Below are 16,344 nucleotides of genomic sequence, written 5' to 3'. Positions count from 1 at the left end.
ATTGACGGACAGTCCTAAACATTCAGTAAGTTTTTTGAGTCAAAAAGCAGTTATGATTTGATCCAATCGGAGAACCGATGATTCCCTTAATCCTTGCTGACCCGGCAACAGGCACCGGAAAACCTGTTCCAAGAACAGACGCCAAAGCAGATGATGTAAAGGCAACCTCTTTTGGCGACCTGATGACCGATGCAGAGGTTGTGGCCGATGATCTGCCACTGCCCACACGGGAAGAGGTTGATATCATTTTGTCCGAAAATGAGGCTGAGGTCGCGCCTATATCCTCCGATACGAAAAAGGCCGAAACCGAGGTAAAGCTCTTGGTATCCCTTACTTCTGACGTTTCGCAGCCGCCAAAGGCCAATGCGAAAGACATGCCGGTCGACGGTAGACAGGTGCCCTCTGGTATGCCTGCGTCCCCATCGTCTCTTGATGCCGACACCGCTGTCGATGCAAAAATGGCGCTACAGGCAAAGGGTGATAAAGCCGATGCGCCGTTGGTTGAAAGCAAGGCGCAACGCCCTTCGGTTGCGCAATCTGTTGTGGAAGGAAAACTGCCACAAACATCTATACCCGATAAACCAGTGCCAAATTCTGCATCGGCGCGCATGGCACCTGCCGCTGATCTGGATATACCAACGCCGCCTGTGGCCATGCCCACATCCACAGCTGATAAACCAGCCCAGCCAGCCAAGGACGGTTTGGCAAAAGTGGCGGTTGGCGTGTTTGCAGACGAAACACCAAGGATGCGGCGGGAAGAAACCGTTGCCACAGCCATTCCAGCCATAAAACCAACGGCGCCTGCCCTCACCACCGGGCCGCCGCCTGCGGTTGCCTTGGCGCAGATGACAGCGCAGCTTCAGCAGGATATTTCGGAAAAGGGTGTTAAGGCTAACCTCGGAGAGGGTAACATCACCTCAACACCGATTGAGCGGCAGACGATGATACCAACGACGCAGGCTGTGCCTGCGGCAACCGCCACGCCTGAAACGGCACGGCATGTCGCATCGCAGATCGCTGTTGCGGTAGCCAACACGCCCGGCAAAGCGACAGAAATCGCTCTGAACCCTGAAGAACTGGGGCGCGTCAGGCTAAGCCTTTCGGCGGCGGATGGGGCAATAGTATTAAACGTTTTGGCCGAGCGGCCTGAAACGCAGGATTTGCTGCGGCGTCATATGGACCTTTTGGCGCAGGAGTTCCGCGATCTTGGATATACTTCGATTTCTTTCACTTTCGGCGACCAAAAGAGTGAGGCGCGATCTGACGAAGCGCCCCGAGATGAGCCCGCTGAATTAGACGTGTCCGAGGCAGCTGACACGCCCGCAATCCTGACAGCGCCTCAGACCACTGGCCTCGATTTACGTATATAAGGAACGGACATGGACGTTACCCAACCCACCCAACAAGTCGCATCAACACCGCCGGCACCTTCTGCGGCATCAACGCAGATCGGTTCTGATTTTGAGGTATTTTTGCAAATGCTCACCGCACAAATGAAGTACCAAGACCCGCTGAATCCGGTCGATTCCACGGATTATGCCACGCAGTTGGCGACATTCTCGGGGGTGGAGCAGGCCGTGTTGACAAACGATCTGTTGAAATCCCTGACAACGCAGATGAACACTGGCGGGTTGGTAGACATGGCGGCCCTTGTCGGCAAGCAAGTAAAGTCAACGGCGCCCGCCTACTTTGATGGGCAGCCACTAACCCTGCTGCCCGCACAGAATGTCGCGGCGGATACCGCTGAACTTGTCGTGCGCAATGAGGCAGGAGACGAAGTTCAGCGCACAGCGATTGATCCCGGTGCGCAGACATTGGAATGGGCTGGCGTCAGCCCAAACGGGTCGCCATTTGCAGCAGGAATTTATCAATTTGAAATCGTGTCTAAGTCTGGCGACGACATTATTGCGCAAACCCCGGTGGAAACCTACAGCACCGTCAATGAAGTGCGTCTTGAGGGGAGTGCCACTATTCTGGTCTTGTCTGGTGGCGTCAGCGTGGCAAGCGACCAGGTCACTGCGCTGCGCGAAAGTGACACCTGATCTTAAAACAGCGTGCTGATCCAGACTGCGCCACCCACCAAAACACCGCCCAAAGCCATCCAGGACAGGCGCGCAATACGGCGCTGCGGTTTTGGTGGTGGGGGCGGGTTATTCAGCCGGATCAATGCGTCTTCGGCCAAACGCGGCAGTTGTGGTCCAAACCGGGCAAGGATCAAGGCGGTTTTCTGCAAGTCACGCAACAGCGCTTTGGGTCCAATGCTTTGCTTGATATAGTCTTCGACCACAGGTTTCGCGCCTTGCCAGATGTTCATATGCGGATCAAGCGACCGGGCGACCCCTTCGACAACGACCATGGTGCGTTGCAGCAAGATCAGCTCGGTCCGGGTTTCCATGCCAAAGCGTTCGGTCACCTCGAAAAGGTAACTCAGCAGGCGCGCCATTGAAATGCGGCTAGCGTCCATGCCAAAGATCGGTTCGCCGACTGCGCGCAGAGCGCGGGCAAATTCATCAACATCCTGATCGGCGGGTACATAGCCCGCCTCAAAATGCACTTCGGCAACGCGCTGATAATCCTTGCGAATAAATCCAAACAGAATTTCGGCATAGACGCGGCGGGTGTATTCATCAATCCGCCCCATAATGCCAAAGTCATAAGCAATGATATCACCATTTGCCGCAACCTTGAGGTTGCCTTGGTGCATGTCACCGTGAAAATACCCATCGCGCAAGGCATGGTTCAGGAACAGCTGCAAAACACGCGTTGCCAGTTCAACACGATTATGCCCGGCGGCATCCAACGCATCATTGATGCCAATATTTGTGCCTTCAGCCCAGTCCATCGTCATCACACGACGACCAGACAGGTGCCAGCGCACTTTCGGCACCTGAAAGCCAGCGTCGCTTTTCGTATTGGCCCCAAATTCCGCCGCGGCAGAGCTTTCTAACCGCAGGTCCAATTCGCCCATCACAACGCCTTCGAAATGCGTGATGACATCCATTGGACGCAATCGGCGGGACGCAGGCGAAAGTACCTCAATCGTGCGAGCGGCGAAATAAAAGGCATCAATATCGGTTCGAAAAGCCCGCTCAATTCCCGGACGCAGGATTTTTACGGCTACTGCATCGCCCGTCTCTGCCAAATGTGCCTTGTGCACCTGCGCGAGTGATGCCGCTGCGACAGGTTCTGAGAACGACGAAAAAAGTTGATCAAAAGACGCGCCAAGCTCTGATTGGATCGCTTTCTTCGCCTCAGCCATCGAAAAGGGCGGCAGCTTGTCTTGTAAGACACGCAGTTGCACGGCCAATTCATCGCCTACCACATCCGGCCGCGTCGAAAGCACCTGACCAAACTTAATGTAAGCGGGGCCCAGTGCCGTAAGGGCACGCACCGCAGGCGGCATCGTCACATCACCTTTGTACCCCAGCCATTGAAACGGCCAAACCAGTGTGCGGAATATGATGCGCAGCAATGGCCCCGCATCAAACGCATCCAATACCACTTTCATCGCGCCGGTACGCTCTAATGTGGCTCCCGTGCGGATCAGGCGGATAATATTGTGGGGTCCACGCATGTTTACAGCTTCCAGCCGGAATGCAGCGCGGCCACGCCCATTGTCAGATTGCGGTATTTGGCATTGCCGAACCCTGCATCGCAGACCATCCCGAGGAACGTATCCTGATCAGGGAAATTGCGGATCGATTCGACCAGATATTGATAACTGTCGCGATCACCTGCAATCATTTGACCCATGCGCGGGATCACGTTGAAAGAATAGGCGTCATATGCGGCTTGCATCATCGGGTTCGGCAATTGGCTGAACTCCAACACCATCAGGCGCCCGCCGGGTTTCAATACGCGGTAAGCTTCAGCTAACGCATCTTGCGGGCGGGTCACGTTTCGAATGCCAAAGCTGATTGTATAAACGTCAAAGGTATTGGCATCGAATGGCAGCGCCATCGCGTCACCCACAACCCAGGTCAGGCTGTCTGACATGCGTTCAGCCTCTGCCCGTTTGCGGCCTTCAACCAGCATCGGTTCGGTCAAGTCCAGCACTGTGGCATGACCGCGGCCTGCACGTTTCAAAAAGCGAAACGAGATATCGCCGGTCCCGCCTGCCACATCCAGCAACCGTTGACCGGGGCGTGGGGCGAGCCAATCCATCATTGCGTCTTTCCAAATCCGGTGCACACCGCCTGACATCACATCATTCATGATATCATATTTGCTAGCGACGGATGAAAACACGCCTTGGACGCGGCCTGCCTTTTCGTCTTCGCGGACTGTTTCAAATCCAAAATGGGTGGTGGTATCAGCCTTGTCGGTCATGTCATGCTTTCGCCTGAATACTGTCCCGAAAGGGGTTATACCTAAGCGACAGGATAGACAAACTGTCAATGTGCCACGGAGGGCTAAATGAACGCACAGGCGTTTGAGATGTTCAGCATGACTGAAATCTACCGCACCATAGTCTGGGCGCTTGGTCCGACCTTTGTTGCCGCCGCTATTCTGTTGACCTTGCGCCTGCGCAACCGATTGTCCAACCGTGAAAAGGATCCAAGTGCAGGTGTGCAGAAAACTTTGATCGCTAAATTGGACGGCGGACTGCCGCTTGATCTAAGTTTGATTGCCGGGGCCGGGCGCCGGGGCCAAGCACCCCAAACCTTTCAAGACACCTATCTGCGGCCCACGATTGGCCTTCGATTGATCATGTTTGGATTTCCCGTTCTGCTTTACTTCATTTTGCAAAGCCTCGAAGCGGTTCAGGGGATACACGCTGGTGGCGTAAATCTGACAGCGGCCTTTTCAGCCATCCTTTTGGTGCTGATGATCCACAATATCGTTTATTTCAACATCTACGAGCTGCGTTACGATGATCGGCGGATACTGCATCGCACGTGGTTCTATCGACAGATTGAACTGCCGTTGTCGCAGCTGCTTAGTATTCGTGATGACGGCATGTATTTTTACATTCTTCGTGCTGATGATGGCAAAACGGCCTATATCCCCAAACATCTGATTGGTATCGAGGATTTTGTGCGCACTGTCAGGGCGTCAATTGCCAAAAATGAAGTTTACTAATGCCTGAATTACCCGAAGTCGAAACTGTCAAAGCGGGCATTGCTCCTGTGATGGAGGGGCATGTTATTGCGCAAGCAGATGTAAACCGCCCGGACCTGCGCTGGCCGTTTCCTGCGCAGATGGCAAAGCGTCTGACGGGTAAACGCGTTCTGGGCCTGCGGCGACGTTCAAAGTATATTCTCGTTGATCTTGATAGTGCCGAGACATTGCTGATCCATCTGGGCATGTCGGGTCGTATGCTGATCTCTGGTCATACCGTTGGCGAATTTCATCATCCTCATCCTGTTCCGGCCAAGCATGACCATGTTGTTTTTCATATGGATGATGGCGCGCGCATTACCTTTAACGACGCCCGGCGGTTTGGGGCGATGGATCTGATGGAAACGGCTACGCAGGACGATCACTGGTTGATCCGCGACCTGGGGCCAGAGCCTTTGGGAAATGCGTTCAACGAAAGCTATCTGATTGAACGGCTGAAAGGTCGCAACACACCGATCAAATCCGCTTTGCTGGATCAGCGCATCGTGTCTGGCCTTGGCAATATTTATGTCTGCGAAGTGCTGTTTCGTGCAGGCATCCATCCGGCGCGCAAAGCAGGGCGGATCAGCGCTGCACGGGTCGCGACCCTTGTTCCCCTTATCCGCGATGTTTTGTCCGAAGCAATCGCCGCAGGCGGGTCATCACTGCGCGATTACCGACAGTCTGACGGTGAACTTGGTTACTTTCAGCATGTTTTTCAGGTCTATGACCGCGAAGGCGAACCATGCGTAACCCCCGGATGTGACAGAACAATCACCCGAATCGTTCAATCGGGACGCTCATCTTTCTTTTGTCCGCAATGCCAAAGATAGCTTGATCCGCAGCCACGCTTTGCTAACCCTTGGGGTCTGACCAGCGGCAACAGGGACGGCAGCATGGCCTTTGAAACGATCATCGTAGACATCAGCGACTACGTCGCGACCATCAAGTTGAACCGACCGGATGCAATGAACGCGTTGAACAGCGCATTGCTGGGGGAACTGTGCACCGCCTTGGAAGAGGCCGATGCCAGCGACAAGGTCCGCTGCATTATCATCACCGGGTCAGAGAAAGCTTTCGCCGCAGGGGCGGATATTTCCGAAATGGCCGACAAGTCATTTGTTGAAATGTATAGTCAGCGGTTTTTTGAAAATGAAACTGACAGATTTAACCGCACGCGTAAGCCGATTATCGCAGCCGTGGCAGGTTATGCGCTGGGCGGTGGGTGCGAACTGGCGATGATGTGCGATTTTATCATTGCCGCCGAGAATGCGAAATTTGGCCAGCCTGAAATCAATCTTGGTGTTATCGCGGGCTTGGGCGGTACACAGCGCCTGACCCGTTTTGTAGGCAAAGCGAAATCCATGGACATGCACCTGACAGGACGTTTCATGAATGCGGCCGAAGCTGAAAGCAGTGGTTTGGTCAGCCGCGTGGTTCCGACCAAGAAATTGCTAAGCGAGACGAAAGCCGCCGCAGAAAAGATTGGCGAAAAGTCTTTGATCGCTACAATGGCTGCGAAAGATGCTGTCAATCGGGCTTATGAAACGACTTTGGCAGAGGGTCTGAATTACGAACGGCGCTTGTTCCATTCGCTGTTTGCGACAGAGGACCAGCGCGAAGGTATGGCTGCCTTTACTGAAAAGCGCGAAGCGCAGTTCCGTGACAAATAGATAGATACCGACCATTTCGACAAACGCATCTTTCGCCGCACCGGCAGCTAAGTTTAAAGAAATCGAATAGCTGTATCAGGACCACTCAAGGCGTGTGTAATAAGGGTCCGAAGGGCGCACAATAAAGCAGGATTTGCGCCAACTTGAGGTTCTTTACCAAGACTACTCCAAACGGATATTCTGAGGGCGCTGAACGCCTCACTATTATGCTGACTTTGCGTTTTGCTGTTGCACCAACACAGCAATTGGCCTAACAGCCGCCCCAGACATGCGCGTGAGGCCCGCTTTGGCCAGATCATCCGGTTCGAAAACCCGGGGCTTGGGCTTATTGCGCTGAACATATTTTAATGTGGCCCATACCAGGCCCAGCTTAGGAAACGAACACATGGCAAACTCACCCCAGGCGAAAAAACGCGCCCGTCAAAACGAAGCCCGCTTTGCAGTCAACAAAATGCGCCGCTCGCGTATCCGTACATATCTGCGCGCTGTAGAAGAGGCGATTGCATCTGGTGATCAGAAAGCCGCGGCAGCCGCACTTAAAGTAGCGCAGCCCGAATTGATGCGCGGCGTCACCAAAGGTGTGATGCATAAGAACACAGCAGCCCGCAAAATGTCGCGCCTGTCTTCACGGGTCAAAGCGATCGGCTGATTCTGTCATTTTCGGCGGAAAACCAAGAATTCAAGCGCGTCCAAGCAGGGCGCGTTTTTTTTGTTCTGGTGTGATCTGGCTGCGCAGAAAACCAGACATTTCAAAGGGCCGATAGATTCTTTTTCGTCAATCACTGAGTCAAGTACGATGTTGTGTTGAAGCGGCCCCAAACGCCTTGCTACGTTGCACATGCGATTCACATCGTTCCGGGGGGACATGAGGAAGTTTGCGCTGAGTACGATAAGATGACTGCCCTGTGTGGCATCATGATTGTCTGCCCAATAAGCTGCGAACTTCATGCAATGATGGCGTAGAACAAGCGGCAAAAGCTGCGGAACTTCGCCAAAGTTGTGTCTGCGCTTGAACCAAGGTCTGCTCCTTGGGGATGGTGGCTGTTCGTGGCCCTTTTGCTGCCGATTGATGCTGACGTGTGTTCCTATGGATGCGCGATGGGCGTTACGGTCTATGGTTTTGGGTGGAAGGCGATCCGTTCAGGTTGGGCAACCTGAGCGCACTGTCTTTTTTGTCCCGGTCTTGTGTGTCGTAGGCGTCCATCTGGCGCTTGAATATGTATGACAAGTTTGGGGCAATGGGGACAAGATGACGAACGATATCTGGGCAAAGGTGTTGAACACGCTGAAAGGCGCATTGGGGGCGAACAGCTACTCCAGCTGGATTGAACCGCTTGAATTCACGCAACTGTCCGATGGTGTCGCCATTTTTGACGTGCCGACCAACTTTATCGGCAACTATGTATCCCAGAATTTTGGTGATCAAATCATCTATCATATGAACAAAGCGGGCGAAGACGTCCAACGCCTGCAATTCCGTGTGCCAAGCCAGACGCGCCCGGCGACGAAAGCCAAATCCGTAAAGAAAACGATTGAGGCCGAAAACGGCTCTGGCGCGCCGCTTGATAACCGCTTTACCTTTGATACTTTCGTTGTTGGTAAACCGAATGAACTGGCCCATGCCGCTGCCCGTCGTGTGGCCGAAGGTGGCCCTGTTACGTTTAACCCACTGTTTCTTTATGGTGGTGTGGGTTTGGGTAAGACGCACCTTATGCACGCCATCGCGCATGAATTGAAAGAACGCTCGCCCGAGTTGAACGTTCTGTATCTGTCAGCTGAACAATTCATGTATCGCTTTATCACCGCCTTACGCGAACGCAAGATGATGGATTTCAAACAGCTTTTCCGCTCTGTTGATGTTCTGATGGTTGATGATGTCCAATTCATCGGCGGCAAGGACAGCACACAGGAAGAATTTTTTCACACCTTCAACGCGCTCGTCGATGGCCAAAAGCAGATCATCATTTCAGCTGATCGTGCCCCGGGTGAAATCAAGGACCTTGAAGAGCGTATTAAATCACGCTTGCAATGTGGTCTGGTTGTCGATCTGCACCCCACCGACTATGAACTGCGTTTGGGCATTCTGCAGTCCAAGGTTGATGTATACTCTGCGCAATATCCAGAGCTTGTGATCGCCGATGGCGTGCTGGAATTTCTCGCGCATCGCATCTCAACCAACGTGCGTGTGCTGGAAGGCGCGCTAACCCGTCTTTTCGCCTTTGCTTCTTTGGTGGGTCGCGAAATCACGCTCGAATTGACGCAGGATTGTCTGTCGGATGTGCTGAAAGCCTCTGATCGCAAGGTAACTGTCGAAGAAATTCAGCGTAAGGTATCTGAACACTATAATATCCGCCTGTCTGACATGATCGGCCCCAAGCGGGTGCGCAACTATGCCCGTCCGCGACAGATTGCGATGTACCTGGCCAAGCAAATGACCAGCAGGTCGTTGCCAGAGATTGGGCGTCGTTTTGGTGGTCGTGATCACACGACGGTCATGCATGGCGTAAAGCGGATTGAGGAACTTAAGGCGCTCGACAGTCAGATCGCCGATGATCTGGAACTCTTGCGCCGCGCTTTGCAGGAATAAACCCCGCAAAACAGGCCTGGCGCTTGACGCGGACAAACCCATCGTAAACAGTCCAACAAAACGCTTGAGAGTAGCGCGAAATAGGATACATTTCGCGTCCCGGCAGCGCCCGGTATCAAGATATGCGGAGATTGGGACATGAAATTCAGCATCGAACGTGCGGTACTTTTGAAAGCTGTCGCACAAGCGCAGTCTGTTGTTGAGCGGCGCAACACGATCCCGATTTTAGCAAACGTCCTGATCGAAGCGGAAGGTGACAGCGTGCAGTTTCGGGCGACCGATCTGGACATCGAGGTGGTCGACCGCGCATCAGCCAAGGTTGAACGGGCAGGGGCCACAACAGTCGCCGCTGTGACGCTGAATGAGATTGTGCGCAAATTGCCGGATGGTGCTTTGGTCACGCTGACCGAAGATGGCGCATCAGGCCGATTGACCATCGAAGCAGGCCGGTCGAATTTCTCGCTTGCGACCTTGCCGAAAGAGGACTTTCCGGTGATGGCGTCGTCCGAATACGCCGCCAACTTTTCGGCCCCAGCCCCGGTTCTGCGCCGCCTGTTCGATAAGTCAAAGTTCGCAATTTCTACTGAGGAAACAAGATATTACCTCAATGGTGTCTACATGCATGTGTCTGACAGCGACGGTGGCAAGGTGCTGCGCTGTGTGGCCACTGACGGGCACCGTTTGGCGCGCATTGACGCCGATCTACCCGACGGCGCCGCGGATATGGCAGGCGTGATTGTGCCCCGCAAAACGGTTGGTGAACTACGTAAGCTTCTGGACGACGACGATATGCAAATCGCCGTCTCAGTCTCAGAAACCAAAATCCGCTTTGCGACCCCCGACATTACCCTGACATCCAAGGTCATCGACGGCACCTTCCCAGACTACACCCGCGTGATCCCGCAAGGGAACACGCGCAAGCTGGAAGTGGACGCGAGCGAATTTGCCAAGGCTGTGGACCGCGTGGCGACCGTATCGTCTGAGCGATCGCGCGCTGTGAAGCTGGCGCTGGATGAGGACAAGTTGGTCCTTTCGGTCAATGCGCCCGACAGCGGCGCGGCAGAGGAAGAGCTTGCCGTGGCTTACGGTGACGAGCGGTTGGAAATAGGTTTCAACGCCAAATACCTGCTTGAAATCGCAAGCCAGGTTGACCGCGAGAATGCTGTGTTCATGTTCAACACATCCGGCGATCCGACACTGATGCGCGAAGGCAACGACACCTCTGCGGTTTATGTTGTCATGCCGATGCGCGTGTGACGGCGCTTGCACTCACAGAACTGACCCTTTCGCATTTTCGGTCGCACAAGCGTGCGGCCATAACGCTTGACGCGCGCCCATTGGCAATTTTCGGCCCCAATGGGGCTGGCAAAACCAATGTCCTTGAAGCTGCCTCATTGCTGTCACCCGGTCGTGGTCTGCGCCGCGCAGGGGCCGATGATTTGACGCGCAGACCAGAGGCATTGGGCTGGAAAATCACCGCTATCCTACAATCGCTACACCAGACGCATGAGATCGAAACATGGGCGGAAGCAGGCAACCCCCGCCAGTTGCGGATCGATGGCAAGGCGGCCCCGCAAACTGCGTTGGGGCGTATTGCGCGCATCCTATGGCTTGTGCCTTCGATGGATCGCCTTTGGATCGAAGGGGCTGAAGGGCGCAGGCGCTTTCTGGATCGCGCCACGCTTAGCTTTGAGCCGACCCATGCAGAGGCGGTCCTGACCTATGACAAGGCGATGCGCGAACGTAACCGCCTACTCAAGGACATGGTCCGCGATCCGCATTGGTACACCGCGATTGAAGGACAAATGGCAGAAGCCGGGGCTGCGATCCAAAAGAACCGGCACCGGGCCATTGCAGAACTGACAACTGCACAAGAGGCGGCGACGACAGCCTTCCCCACAGCAATGCTGACGCTCACGTCCGCCGAACCGATCCCCGATAACCTACAAACGGCGCTGGCTGACAACCGCAACCGTGACATGGCCGCCGGGCGCACCCTAATTGGCCCACACCGTGCGGACCTTGACGCGGTCTTTGCAGATAAAGGCGTGCCAGCCAAAGATTGTTCTACCGGTGAACAAAAGGCGCTGCTGATCAGCCTGATCCTTGCCAATGGCCGCGCGTTGGCCCGTGATTTTGGTGCGCCGCCGATCCTGTTGCTGGATGAAGTCGCCGCACATCTTGACGCAGCTCGCCGCGCCGCGCTCTATGATGAAATATGCAGCCTTGGCGCGCAGGCCTTTATGACCGGTACGGGGGCAGAGCTGTTCGCAGAACTGGGTCGCCGGGCACAATACGTCGAAGTCACCGAAACCGATGGACAATCCATCGTCACACAAAAGGATACACCATGACCCCACAACGCGTGACACTGATTACCCTTGGGGTGGCTGATTTGGAAAAATCCAAGGCGTTTTATGGCGCTCTGGGTTGGACCCCGACAAATGACGAAGGCGAAGTGGTTTTCTATCAGATCAATGGCATGGTGCTGGGGTTCTTTGGTCTGGGACCACTGGCCAAAGACCAAGGGCGACCAGACGCCAAATTGGGAACAGGTGCTATGACACTGGCGCAAAATTTTACCACTGATGCCGAAGTGGATGCAGCTTATGCTTTGGCGCTCAAAGCTGGGGCGACCGCTCTTAAAGCGCCGGAAAAGGTGTTTTGGGGCGGTTATTCAGGCTATTATGCCGATCCTGACGGGCACGTCTGGGAAGTTGCGCAAAACCCTTTCTGGGAACTTGAGGAAGACGGCAGTCTGACGTTGCCGACCGCATGACGATCTCGCCTTACGACCTGCTGCTTTACGCGGGCGCATTAGTCATTTTGTTTATGACGCCGGGGCCTGTGTGGGTTGCCTTGCTGGCAAGGTCGCTCTCTGGCGGGTTTCAGGCGGCTTGGCCGCTCGCGATTGGTGTCGCTGTAGGGGATATTCTGTGGCCTTTGGTGGCGGTGCTTGGTGTCGCTTGGCTGGTCTCTGAATTTGCGGGTTTCATGGATGTGCTGAAGTACGTTGCAATCCTTGTCTTTATGCTGATGGGTGCGGCGCTGATCCGCAATGCGGACCATGCGCTTGACGCCAACAGCCGCCTGACACGCCCGGGCATGTGGGCCGGCTTTGTGGCCGGTGTCGCGGTGATTATCGGCAATCCAAAGGCGGTGCTGTTCTATATGGGTGTGCTGCCCGGTTTCTTTGATCTTAGCGCCGTGACCGTCATTGATATGATCGCGATTTGTACGCTTAGCTTCATCGTGCCTCTGGTTGGAAATCTGGTTCTTGCGGCCTCCGTAGACCGGGTTAGGGGGCTGCTGAAATCGCCCGCCGCGGTACGCCGGATGAACGTTGTCGCGGGTTGTCTTTTGATCGGTGTGGGCGTTGTTATCGGGCTGACCTGAAGGTCAACCAAAAACCACAAAATCTTGTGTCATTTGCGTGACAAACCACCCTAAAACGCATATATTTTGGGGATAAGAATACAGGATTACCTTCATGGCCGACGACCCACAAAAACAAGAAGACTACGGCGCAGATTCTATCAAAGTTCTCAAAGGCTTAGAGGCGGTTCGCAAGCGCCCTGGCATGTATATCGGCGACACCGACGATGGGTCCGGTCTGCACCACATGGTGTACGAGGTCGTGGACAACGGCATTGATGAGGCTTTGGCCGGTCACGCCGACCATGTTTATGTGAAAATCAACGCTGACGGGTCGGTCACCGTGGGCGATAACGGGCGCGGTATTCCGGTGGGCATCCACGAGGAAGAGGGCGTTTCGGCGGCTGAAGTGATTATGACGCAGCTGCACGCTGGCGGTAAATTCGATAGCAACTCCTACAAGGTCTCTGGCGGTTTGCACGGTGTTGGCGTGTCCGTTGTGAACGCGCTGTCCGATTATCTGGAGCTACGCATCTGGCGTGACGACAAGGAACACTACGCCCGATTTGAAGGCGGTTTCACGAAAGAACATCTGCGCGTTGAGGGTCCTGCAAATGGGCGCAAAGGAACAGAGGTAACGTTTCTTGCTTCGACCGACACATTCAGCAACCGTGATTTTGAATTCAGCACGTTGGAAAAACGCCTGCGCGAGCTTGCCTTCCTGAACTCTGGCGTGCGGATTATTCTTGAGGATTTGCGCCCGGCAGAGCCGCTGAAGGCGGACCTGTTTTACGAAGGCGGGGTCAAGGAATTTGTCAAATACCTTGACCGCTCAAAGACGCCTTTGATGGACGACCCAATCTATGTGACCGGCGAGCGTGACGACATCGGCGTCGAAGTCGCGATGTGGTGGAACGACAGCTATAATGAAATGGTCCTGCCCTTCACCAACAACATCCCGCAGCGCGATGGCGGCACGCATTTGGCGGGTTTTCGCGGCGCGCTGACCCGTGCGATTGCGAAATACGCGACCGAGACGGGGATTTCGAAGAAAGAAAAGTGTCGCTTACCGGCGACGATGCCCGCGAAGGTTTGACCTGTGTTTTGTCGGTCAAAGTGCCTGACCCCAAGTTTTCCAGCCAGACCAAGGATAAATTGGTTAGTTCCGAAGTGCGCCCTGCCGTCGAAAACCTGATGGGTGAAAAGCTGAACGAATGGTTCGAAGAAAATCCTAATGAGGCCAAGATGATCATTTCCAAGATCGTCGAAGCCGCCGCCGCACGCGAGGCGGCCCGCAAGGCCCGGGAAATCCGGCGCAAGTCGGCGATGGATGTGAATTTTAATGCGTCAAAGTTGAAAGACTGCTCTGAAAAAGACCCCTCCAAGACCGAAGTCTTCTTGGTCGAGGGCGACTCGGCCGGTGGGTCTGCCCAAACCGGTCGCGACCGCAGTACGCAGGCGATTTTGCCACTTAAAGGTAAGATTTTAAACGTTGAACGTGCGCGTTTTGATCGAATGCTGGGCAGCCAAGAGATTGGTAACCTTGTCATGGCGTTGGGCACCGGTATTGGCCGCGATGAATTCAACATCGACAAACTGCGCTATCATAAAGTCATTATCATGACTGATGCGGACGTTGATGGGGCGCACATCCGTACACTGCTGCTGACCTTCTTTTTCCGCCAAATGCCTGAATTGGTTGAGGGGGGGTACCTCTATATCGCGCAGCCGCCGCTTTACAAAGTGTCGCGTGGCAAATCCGAGGTATACCTTAAAGATCAGCCTGCGATGGATGAATATCTGATCGAACAAGGCATTGATGGCGCGATGCTGCGGCAAGGTAATGGCGAAGAAATCAGCGGCAATGACCTGCGCCGCGTGGTGGATGAAGCGCGGCAGCTAAAACGCGTATTGGAAGCATTTCCAACGCATTACCCGCGTCACATCCTTGAACAGGCGGCAATCGCTGGCGCTTTCGTGGCTGGTGCTGTCGACAATGATCTGCAAGGGACCGCAGATCGGGTGGCGCAACGCCTTGACCTGATCGCACTGGAATGGGAACGCGGTTGGCAAGGGCGCATCACACAAGACAAGGGCATGCGTCTGGCACGTATCCTGCGTGGCGTGGAAGAGGTGCGCACACTGGATGGCCCGATGCTGCGCGGTGGCGAAGCACGGCGGACAGGGACGTTCACGCAAAGCTTGCAAGACGTCTATAATTTGCCTGCCACTTTGGTCCGAAAGGACCGCAGTCAGGTTATCCATGGCCCGCTGGACCTGCTCAAGGCAATCCTTGAGGAAGGCGAAAAGGGTTTGTCGCTGCAACGCTATAAAGGTTTGGGCGAAATGAATCCGGATCAGCTTTGGGAAACCACGCTAGACCCTGATGCGCGCACGTTGCTGCAGGTAAAGGTCGAAGATGTTGCCGAAGCTGACGATCTGTTCACCAAGCTGATGGGCGATGTGGTCGAGCCACGACGCGAGTTCATTCAAAATAACGCACTTAACGTGGAAAACCTGGATTTCTAAGGCGCAAGCTATTCGGTTGATCAGTCCCGTCGCTTTCGGATCAATTTGAATACAAACGGCGCAAGCGCGATGACCAGTGTGATGCGAATAATATGCATGATCGAAACATAAGTGACGTCCTGTTCCATCGCGAGTGTCAGCAAAGACATCTCGGTCAGACCGCCTGGTGAGAAAGCCAAGAACGCCTGTGCAAGTGGGATGCCACTGATTAGCACAATCAGTTCGGCAAATCCGACGGCAGCAATCAGCATCAGGGTGGATGCAACAGCAGACAGCCCAATGTCCGTTCTGATCTCGGCCAATGTCGCCCCGATAAAGCGTGTGCCAATTATCGTGCCAATCGTAATCTGCGCCGCAATCACAAAGATCGTCGGAGGCGCCACTGTGACCCAACCCGCGATGTGGGCGATCCCACTTAGGATCATAGGGCCGAATACCGGGGCTGCCGGCAGGCCAATCCATCGTCCTAAAAGAGCACCAGCAACGGCACAAAATCCCAAGATCGCATAGTCCAGCATCGTAATTTCATAAAGCCCGATCCATTGGACTGTACCACGCCCCCCGCTGGACACGCCCAGTATCAGACCAAAGAAAAGTGCCACGAAGATGATAATAATCAGGACACGCGCCGCATGTGCCAAGGCGATACGCCGCTCATCACCGCCTGCTTCACCACCAAGGATCAGCATCTCATTCAAGCCGCCCGGCATGGCTGAATAGAATGCAGTGACAGGATCATATTTCCCGATACGTCGATAAACCGCATAGGAAATCCCGGCAGCGCAGGCCAAGAACACAGGAAGCAACAATAAGGTCAGCACCCATGTACCAAGCAGGCCAAAAATCTCTGCTGTGACACCGGACCCAAGCATCACACCAATGACCGGGATCACAAAAGGGCGCAGTTGATCTGGCCCCACAGTGGGCGCGCGCAGCATGGCAGCCGCCGTGTTCGCAATCATCGGGCCCAGCATCCAAGGCAGCGGTAAACCAGCAAAATAGGCCATCACCCCGCCAGCCAAGCCAATTGCAAGGGCCGTGAATTGCGGCAGGAGTGTTTTAGGTTCGCTCATCTTACGC

The 16,344-nt window shown here is 54.6% G+C and carries 14 protein-coding genes and 1 pseudogene; 12 read left to right on the top strand and 3 right to left on the bottom strand.

The features are described from left to right. The first annotated feature begins 77 nt into the window (after window positions 1-77). Together RCCS2_RS04625 and RCCS2_RS04620 are read left to right on the top strand one after the other, a co-directional pair. The gene (locus RCCS2_RS04625) at window positions 78-1,370 is read left to right on the top strand and encodes a flagellar hook-length control protein FliK (protein ID WP_008231781.1); all 1,293 of its coding nucleotides are present in this window, start codon (window positions 78-80) and stop codon (window positions 1,368-1,370) included. 9 nt (window positions 1,371-1,379) lie between these two features. Then, window positions 1,380-2,042 carry a flagellar hook capping FlgD N-terminal domain-containing protein gene (locus RCCS2_RS04620; RefSeq protein WP_008231779.1) on the top strand — a complete coding sequence of 221 codons (663 nt, stop codon included), beginning with the start codon at window positions 1,380-1,382 and terminating at the stop codon, window positions 2,040-2,042. 2 nt (window positions 2,043-2,044) lie between these two features. On the opposite strand, the gene ubiB is transcribed toward RCCS2_RS04620, so the two are convergent. After that, window positions 2,045-3,574 carry a 2-polyprenylphenol 6-hydroxylase gene (gene ubiB, locus RCCS2_RS04615; protein ID WP_037293184.1) on the bottom strand — a complete coding sequence of 510 codons (1,530 nt, stop codon included), beginning with the start codon at window positions 3,572-3,574 and terminating at the stop codon, window positions 2,045-2,047. Between the two features lie 2 nt (window positions 3,575-3,576). Then, window positions 3,577-4,329 (bottom strand): bifunctional demethylmenaquinone methyltransferase/2-methoxy-6-polyprenyl-1,4-benzoquinol methylase UbiE, encoded by a 753-nt coding sequence (ubiE, locus tag RCCS2_RS04610; protein WP_008231776.1) that lies wholly within the window; start codon window positions 4,327-4,329, stop codon window positions 3,577-3,579. A gap of 87 nt (window positions 4,330-4,416) precedes the next feature. On the opposite strand from ubiE, the gene RCCS2_RS04605 reads away from it, so the two are divergent. From RCCS2_RS04605 to gyrB, 10 genes and pseudogenes are all read left to right on the top strand, one after another. Further along, on the top strand, window positions 4,417-5,082 hold the full coding sequence (locus RCCS2_RS04605; protein ID WP_008231775.1) for a hypothetical protein: 666 nt from the start codon (window positions 4,417-4,419) through the stop codon (window positions 5,080-5,082). Further along, on the top strand, window positions 5,082-5,933 hold the full coding sequence (gene mutM, locus RCCS2_RS04600; protein WP_008231774.1) for a bifunctional DNA-formamidopyrimidine glycosylase/DNA-(apurinic or apyrimidinic site) lyase: 852 nt from the start codon (window positions 5,082-5,084) through the stop codon (window positions 5,931-5,933). Before RCCS2_RS04605 ends, mutM begins: the two co-directional genes overlap by 1 nt. Before the next feature lie 63 nt (window positions 5,934-5,996). After that, window positions 5,997-6,773, top strand: a complete 777-nt coding sequence (locus tag RCCS2_RS04595; RefSeq protein WP_008231767.1) for an enoyl-CoA hydratase — start codon at window positions 5,997-5,999, stop codon at window positions 6,771-6,773. A 385-nt stretch (window positions 6,774-7,158) separates the two neighbouring features. Further along, on the top strand, window positions 7,159-7,422 hold the full coding sequence (gene rpsT / locus RCCS2_RS04590) for a 30S ribosomal protein S20 (protein WP_008231751.1): 264 nt from the start codon (window positions 7,159-7,161) through the stop codon (window positions 7,420-7,422). A 600-nt stretch (window positions 7,423-8,022) separates the two neighbouring features. Next, the gene (gene dnaA, locus RCCS2_RS04580) at window positions 8,023-9,360 is read left to right on the top strand and encodes a chromosomal replication initiator protein DnaA (RefSeq protein WP_008231748.1); all 1,338 of its coding nucleotides are present in this window, start codon (window positions 8,023-8,025) and stop codon (window positions 9,358-9,360) included. 138 nt (window positions 9,361-9,498) lie between these two features. Then, entirely contained in the window at window positions 9,499-10,617 is a 1,119-nt protein-coding gene (dnaN, locus tag RCCS2_RS04575) for a DNA polymerase III subunit beta (RefSeq protein WP_008231747.1), read from the top strand. Further along, on the top strand, window positions 10,614-11,714 hold the full coding sequence (recF, locus tag RCCS2_RS04570) for a DNA replication/repair protein RecF (RefSeq protein WP_008231746.1): 1,101 nt from the start codon (window positions 10,614-10,616) through the stop codon (window positions 11,712-11,714). The genes dnaN and recF overlap by 4 nt, the downstream gene beginning before the upstream one ends. Then, window positions 11,711-12,139: a VOC family protein gene (locus RCCS2_RS04565; RefSeq protein WP_008231745.1), complete on the top strand. Its 429-nt coding sequence runs from the start codon at window positions 11,711-11,713 to the stop codon at window positions 12,137-12,139. The genes recF and RCCS2_RS04565 overlap by 4 nt, the downstream gene beginning before the upstream one ends. Next, complete coding sequence (locus tag RCCS2_RS04560) at window positions 12,136-12,756, top strand: LysE family translocator (RefSeq protein WP_008231744.1); 621 nt, start codon at window positions 12,136-12,138, stop codon at window positions 12,754-12,756. The genes RCCS2_RS04565 and RCCS2_RS04560 overlap by 4 nt, the downstream gene beginning before the upstream one ends. Before the next feature lie 94 nt (window positions 12,757-12,850). Beyond that, window positions 12,851-15,264: pseudogene (gene gyrB, locus RCCS2_RS18750) on the top strand (DNA topoisomerase (ATP-hydrolyzing) subunit B). A gap of 20 nt (window positions 15,265-15,284) precedes the next feature. Here gyrB and RCCS2_RS04550 read toward each other — a convergent pair. After that, window positions 15,285-16,337, bottom strand: a complete 1,053-nt coding sequence (locus RCCS2_RS04550) for an AbrB family transcriptional regulator (protein ID WP_008231739.1) — start codon at window positions 16,335-16,337, stop codon at window positions 15,285-15,287. Between the last annotated feature and the right edge of the window lie 7 nt (window positions 16,338-16,344).

Origin of the sequence: Roseobacter sp. CCS2, assembly GCF_000169435.1 — a bacterium.
In the GTDB taxonomy this organism is placed as follows: Bacteria; Pseudomonadota; Alphaproteobacteria; order Rhodobacterales; family Rhodobacteraceae; genus Yoonia.
Note: the sequence above shows the minus strand (reverse complement) of the source record. Positions and strands in the feature narration are given on the sequence as shown.

Bases quoted from the DNA above. Each gene is read 5' to 3' on its own strand.
- RCCS2_RS04625 (WP_008231781.1), top strand. From the start codon at position 78: ATGATTCCCTTAATCCTTGCTGACCCGGCAACAGGCACCGGAAAACCT.
- RCCS2_RS04620 (WP_008231779.1), top strand. From the start codon at position 1,380: ATGGACGTTACCCAACCCACCCAACAAGTCGCATCAACACCGCCGGCA.
- ubiB (WP_037293184.1), bottom strand. From the start codon at position 3,574: ATGCGTGGACCCCACAATATTATCCGCCTGATCCGCACGGGAGCCACA.
- ubiE (WP_008231776.1), bottom strand. From the start codon at position 4,329: ATGACCGACAAGGCTGATACCACCACCCATTTTGGATTTGAAACAGTC.
- RCCS2_RS04605 (WP_008231775.1), top strand. From the start codon at position 4,417: ATGAACGCACAGGCGTTTGAGATGTTCAGCATGACTGAAATCTACCGC.
- mutM (WP_008231774.1), top strand. From the start codon at position 5,082: ATGCCTGAATTACCCGAAGTCGAAACTGTCAAAGCGGGCATTGCTCCT.
- RCCS2_RS04595 (WP_008231767.1), top strand. From the start codon at position 5,997: ATGGCCTTTGAAACGATCATCGTAGACATCAGCGACTACGTCGCGACC.
- rpsT (WP_008231751.1), top strand. From the start codon at position 7,159: ATGGCAAACTCACCCCAGGCGAAAAAACGCGCCCGTCAAAACGAAGCC.
- dnaA (WP_008231748.1), top strand. From the start codon at position 8,023: ATGACGAACGATATCTGGGCAAAGGTGTTGAACACGCTGAAAGGCGCA.
- dnaN (WP_008231747.1), top strand. From the start codon at position 9,499: ATGAAATTCAGCATCGAACGTGCGGTACTTTTGAAAGCTGTCGCACAA.
- RCCS2_RS04565 (WP_008231745.1), top strand. From the start codon at position 11,711: ATGACCCCACAACGCGTGACACTGATTACCCTTGGGGTGGCTGATTTG.
- RCCS2_RS04560 (WP_008231744.1), top strand. From the start codon at position 12,136: ATGACGATCTCGCCTTACGACCTGCTGCTTTACGCGGGCGCATTAGTC.
- RCCS2_RS04550 (WP_008231739.1), bottom strand. From the start codon at position 16,337: ATGAGCGAACCTAAAACACTCCTGCCGCAATTCACGGCCCTTGCAATT.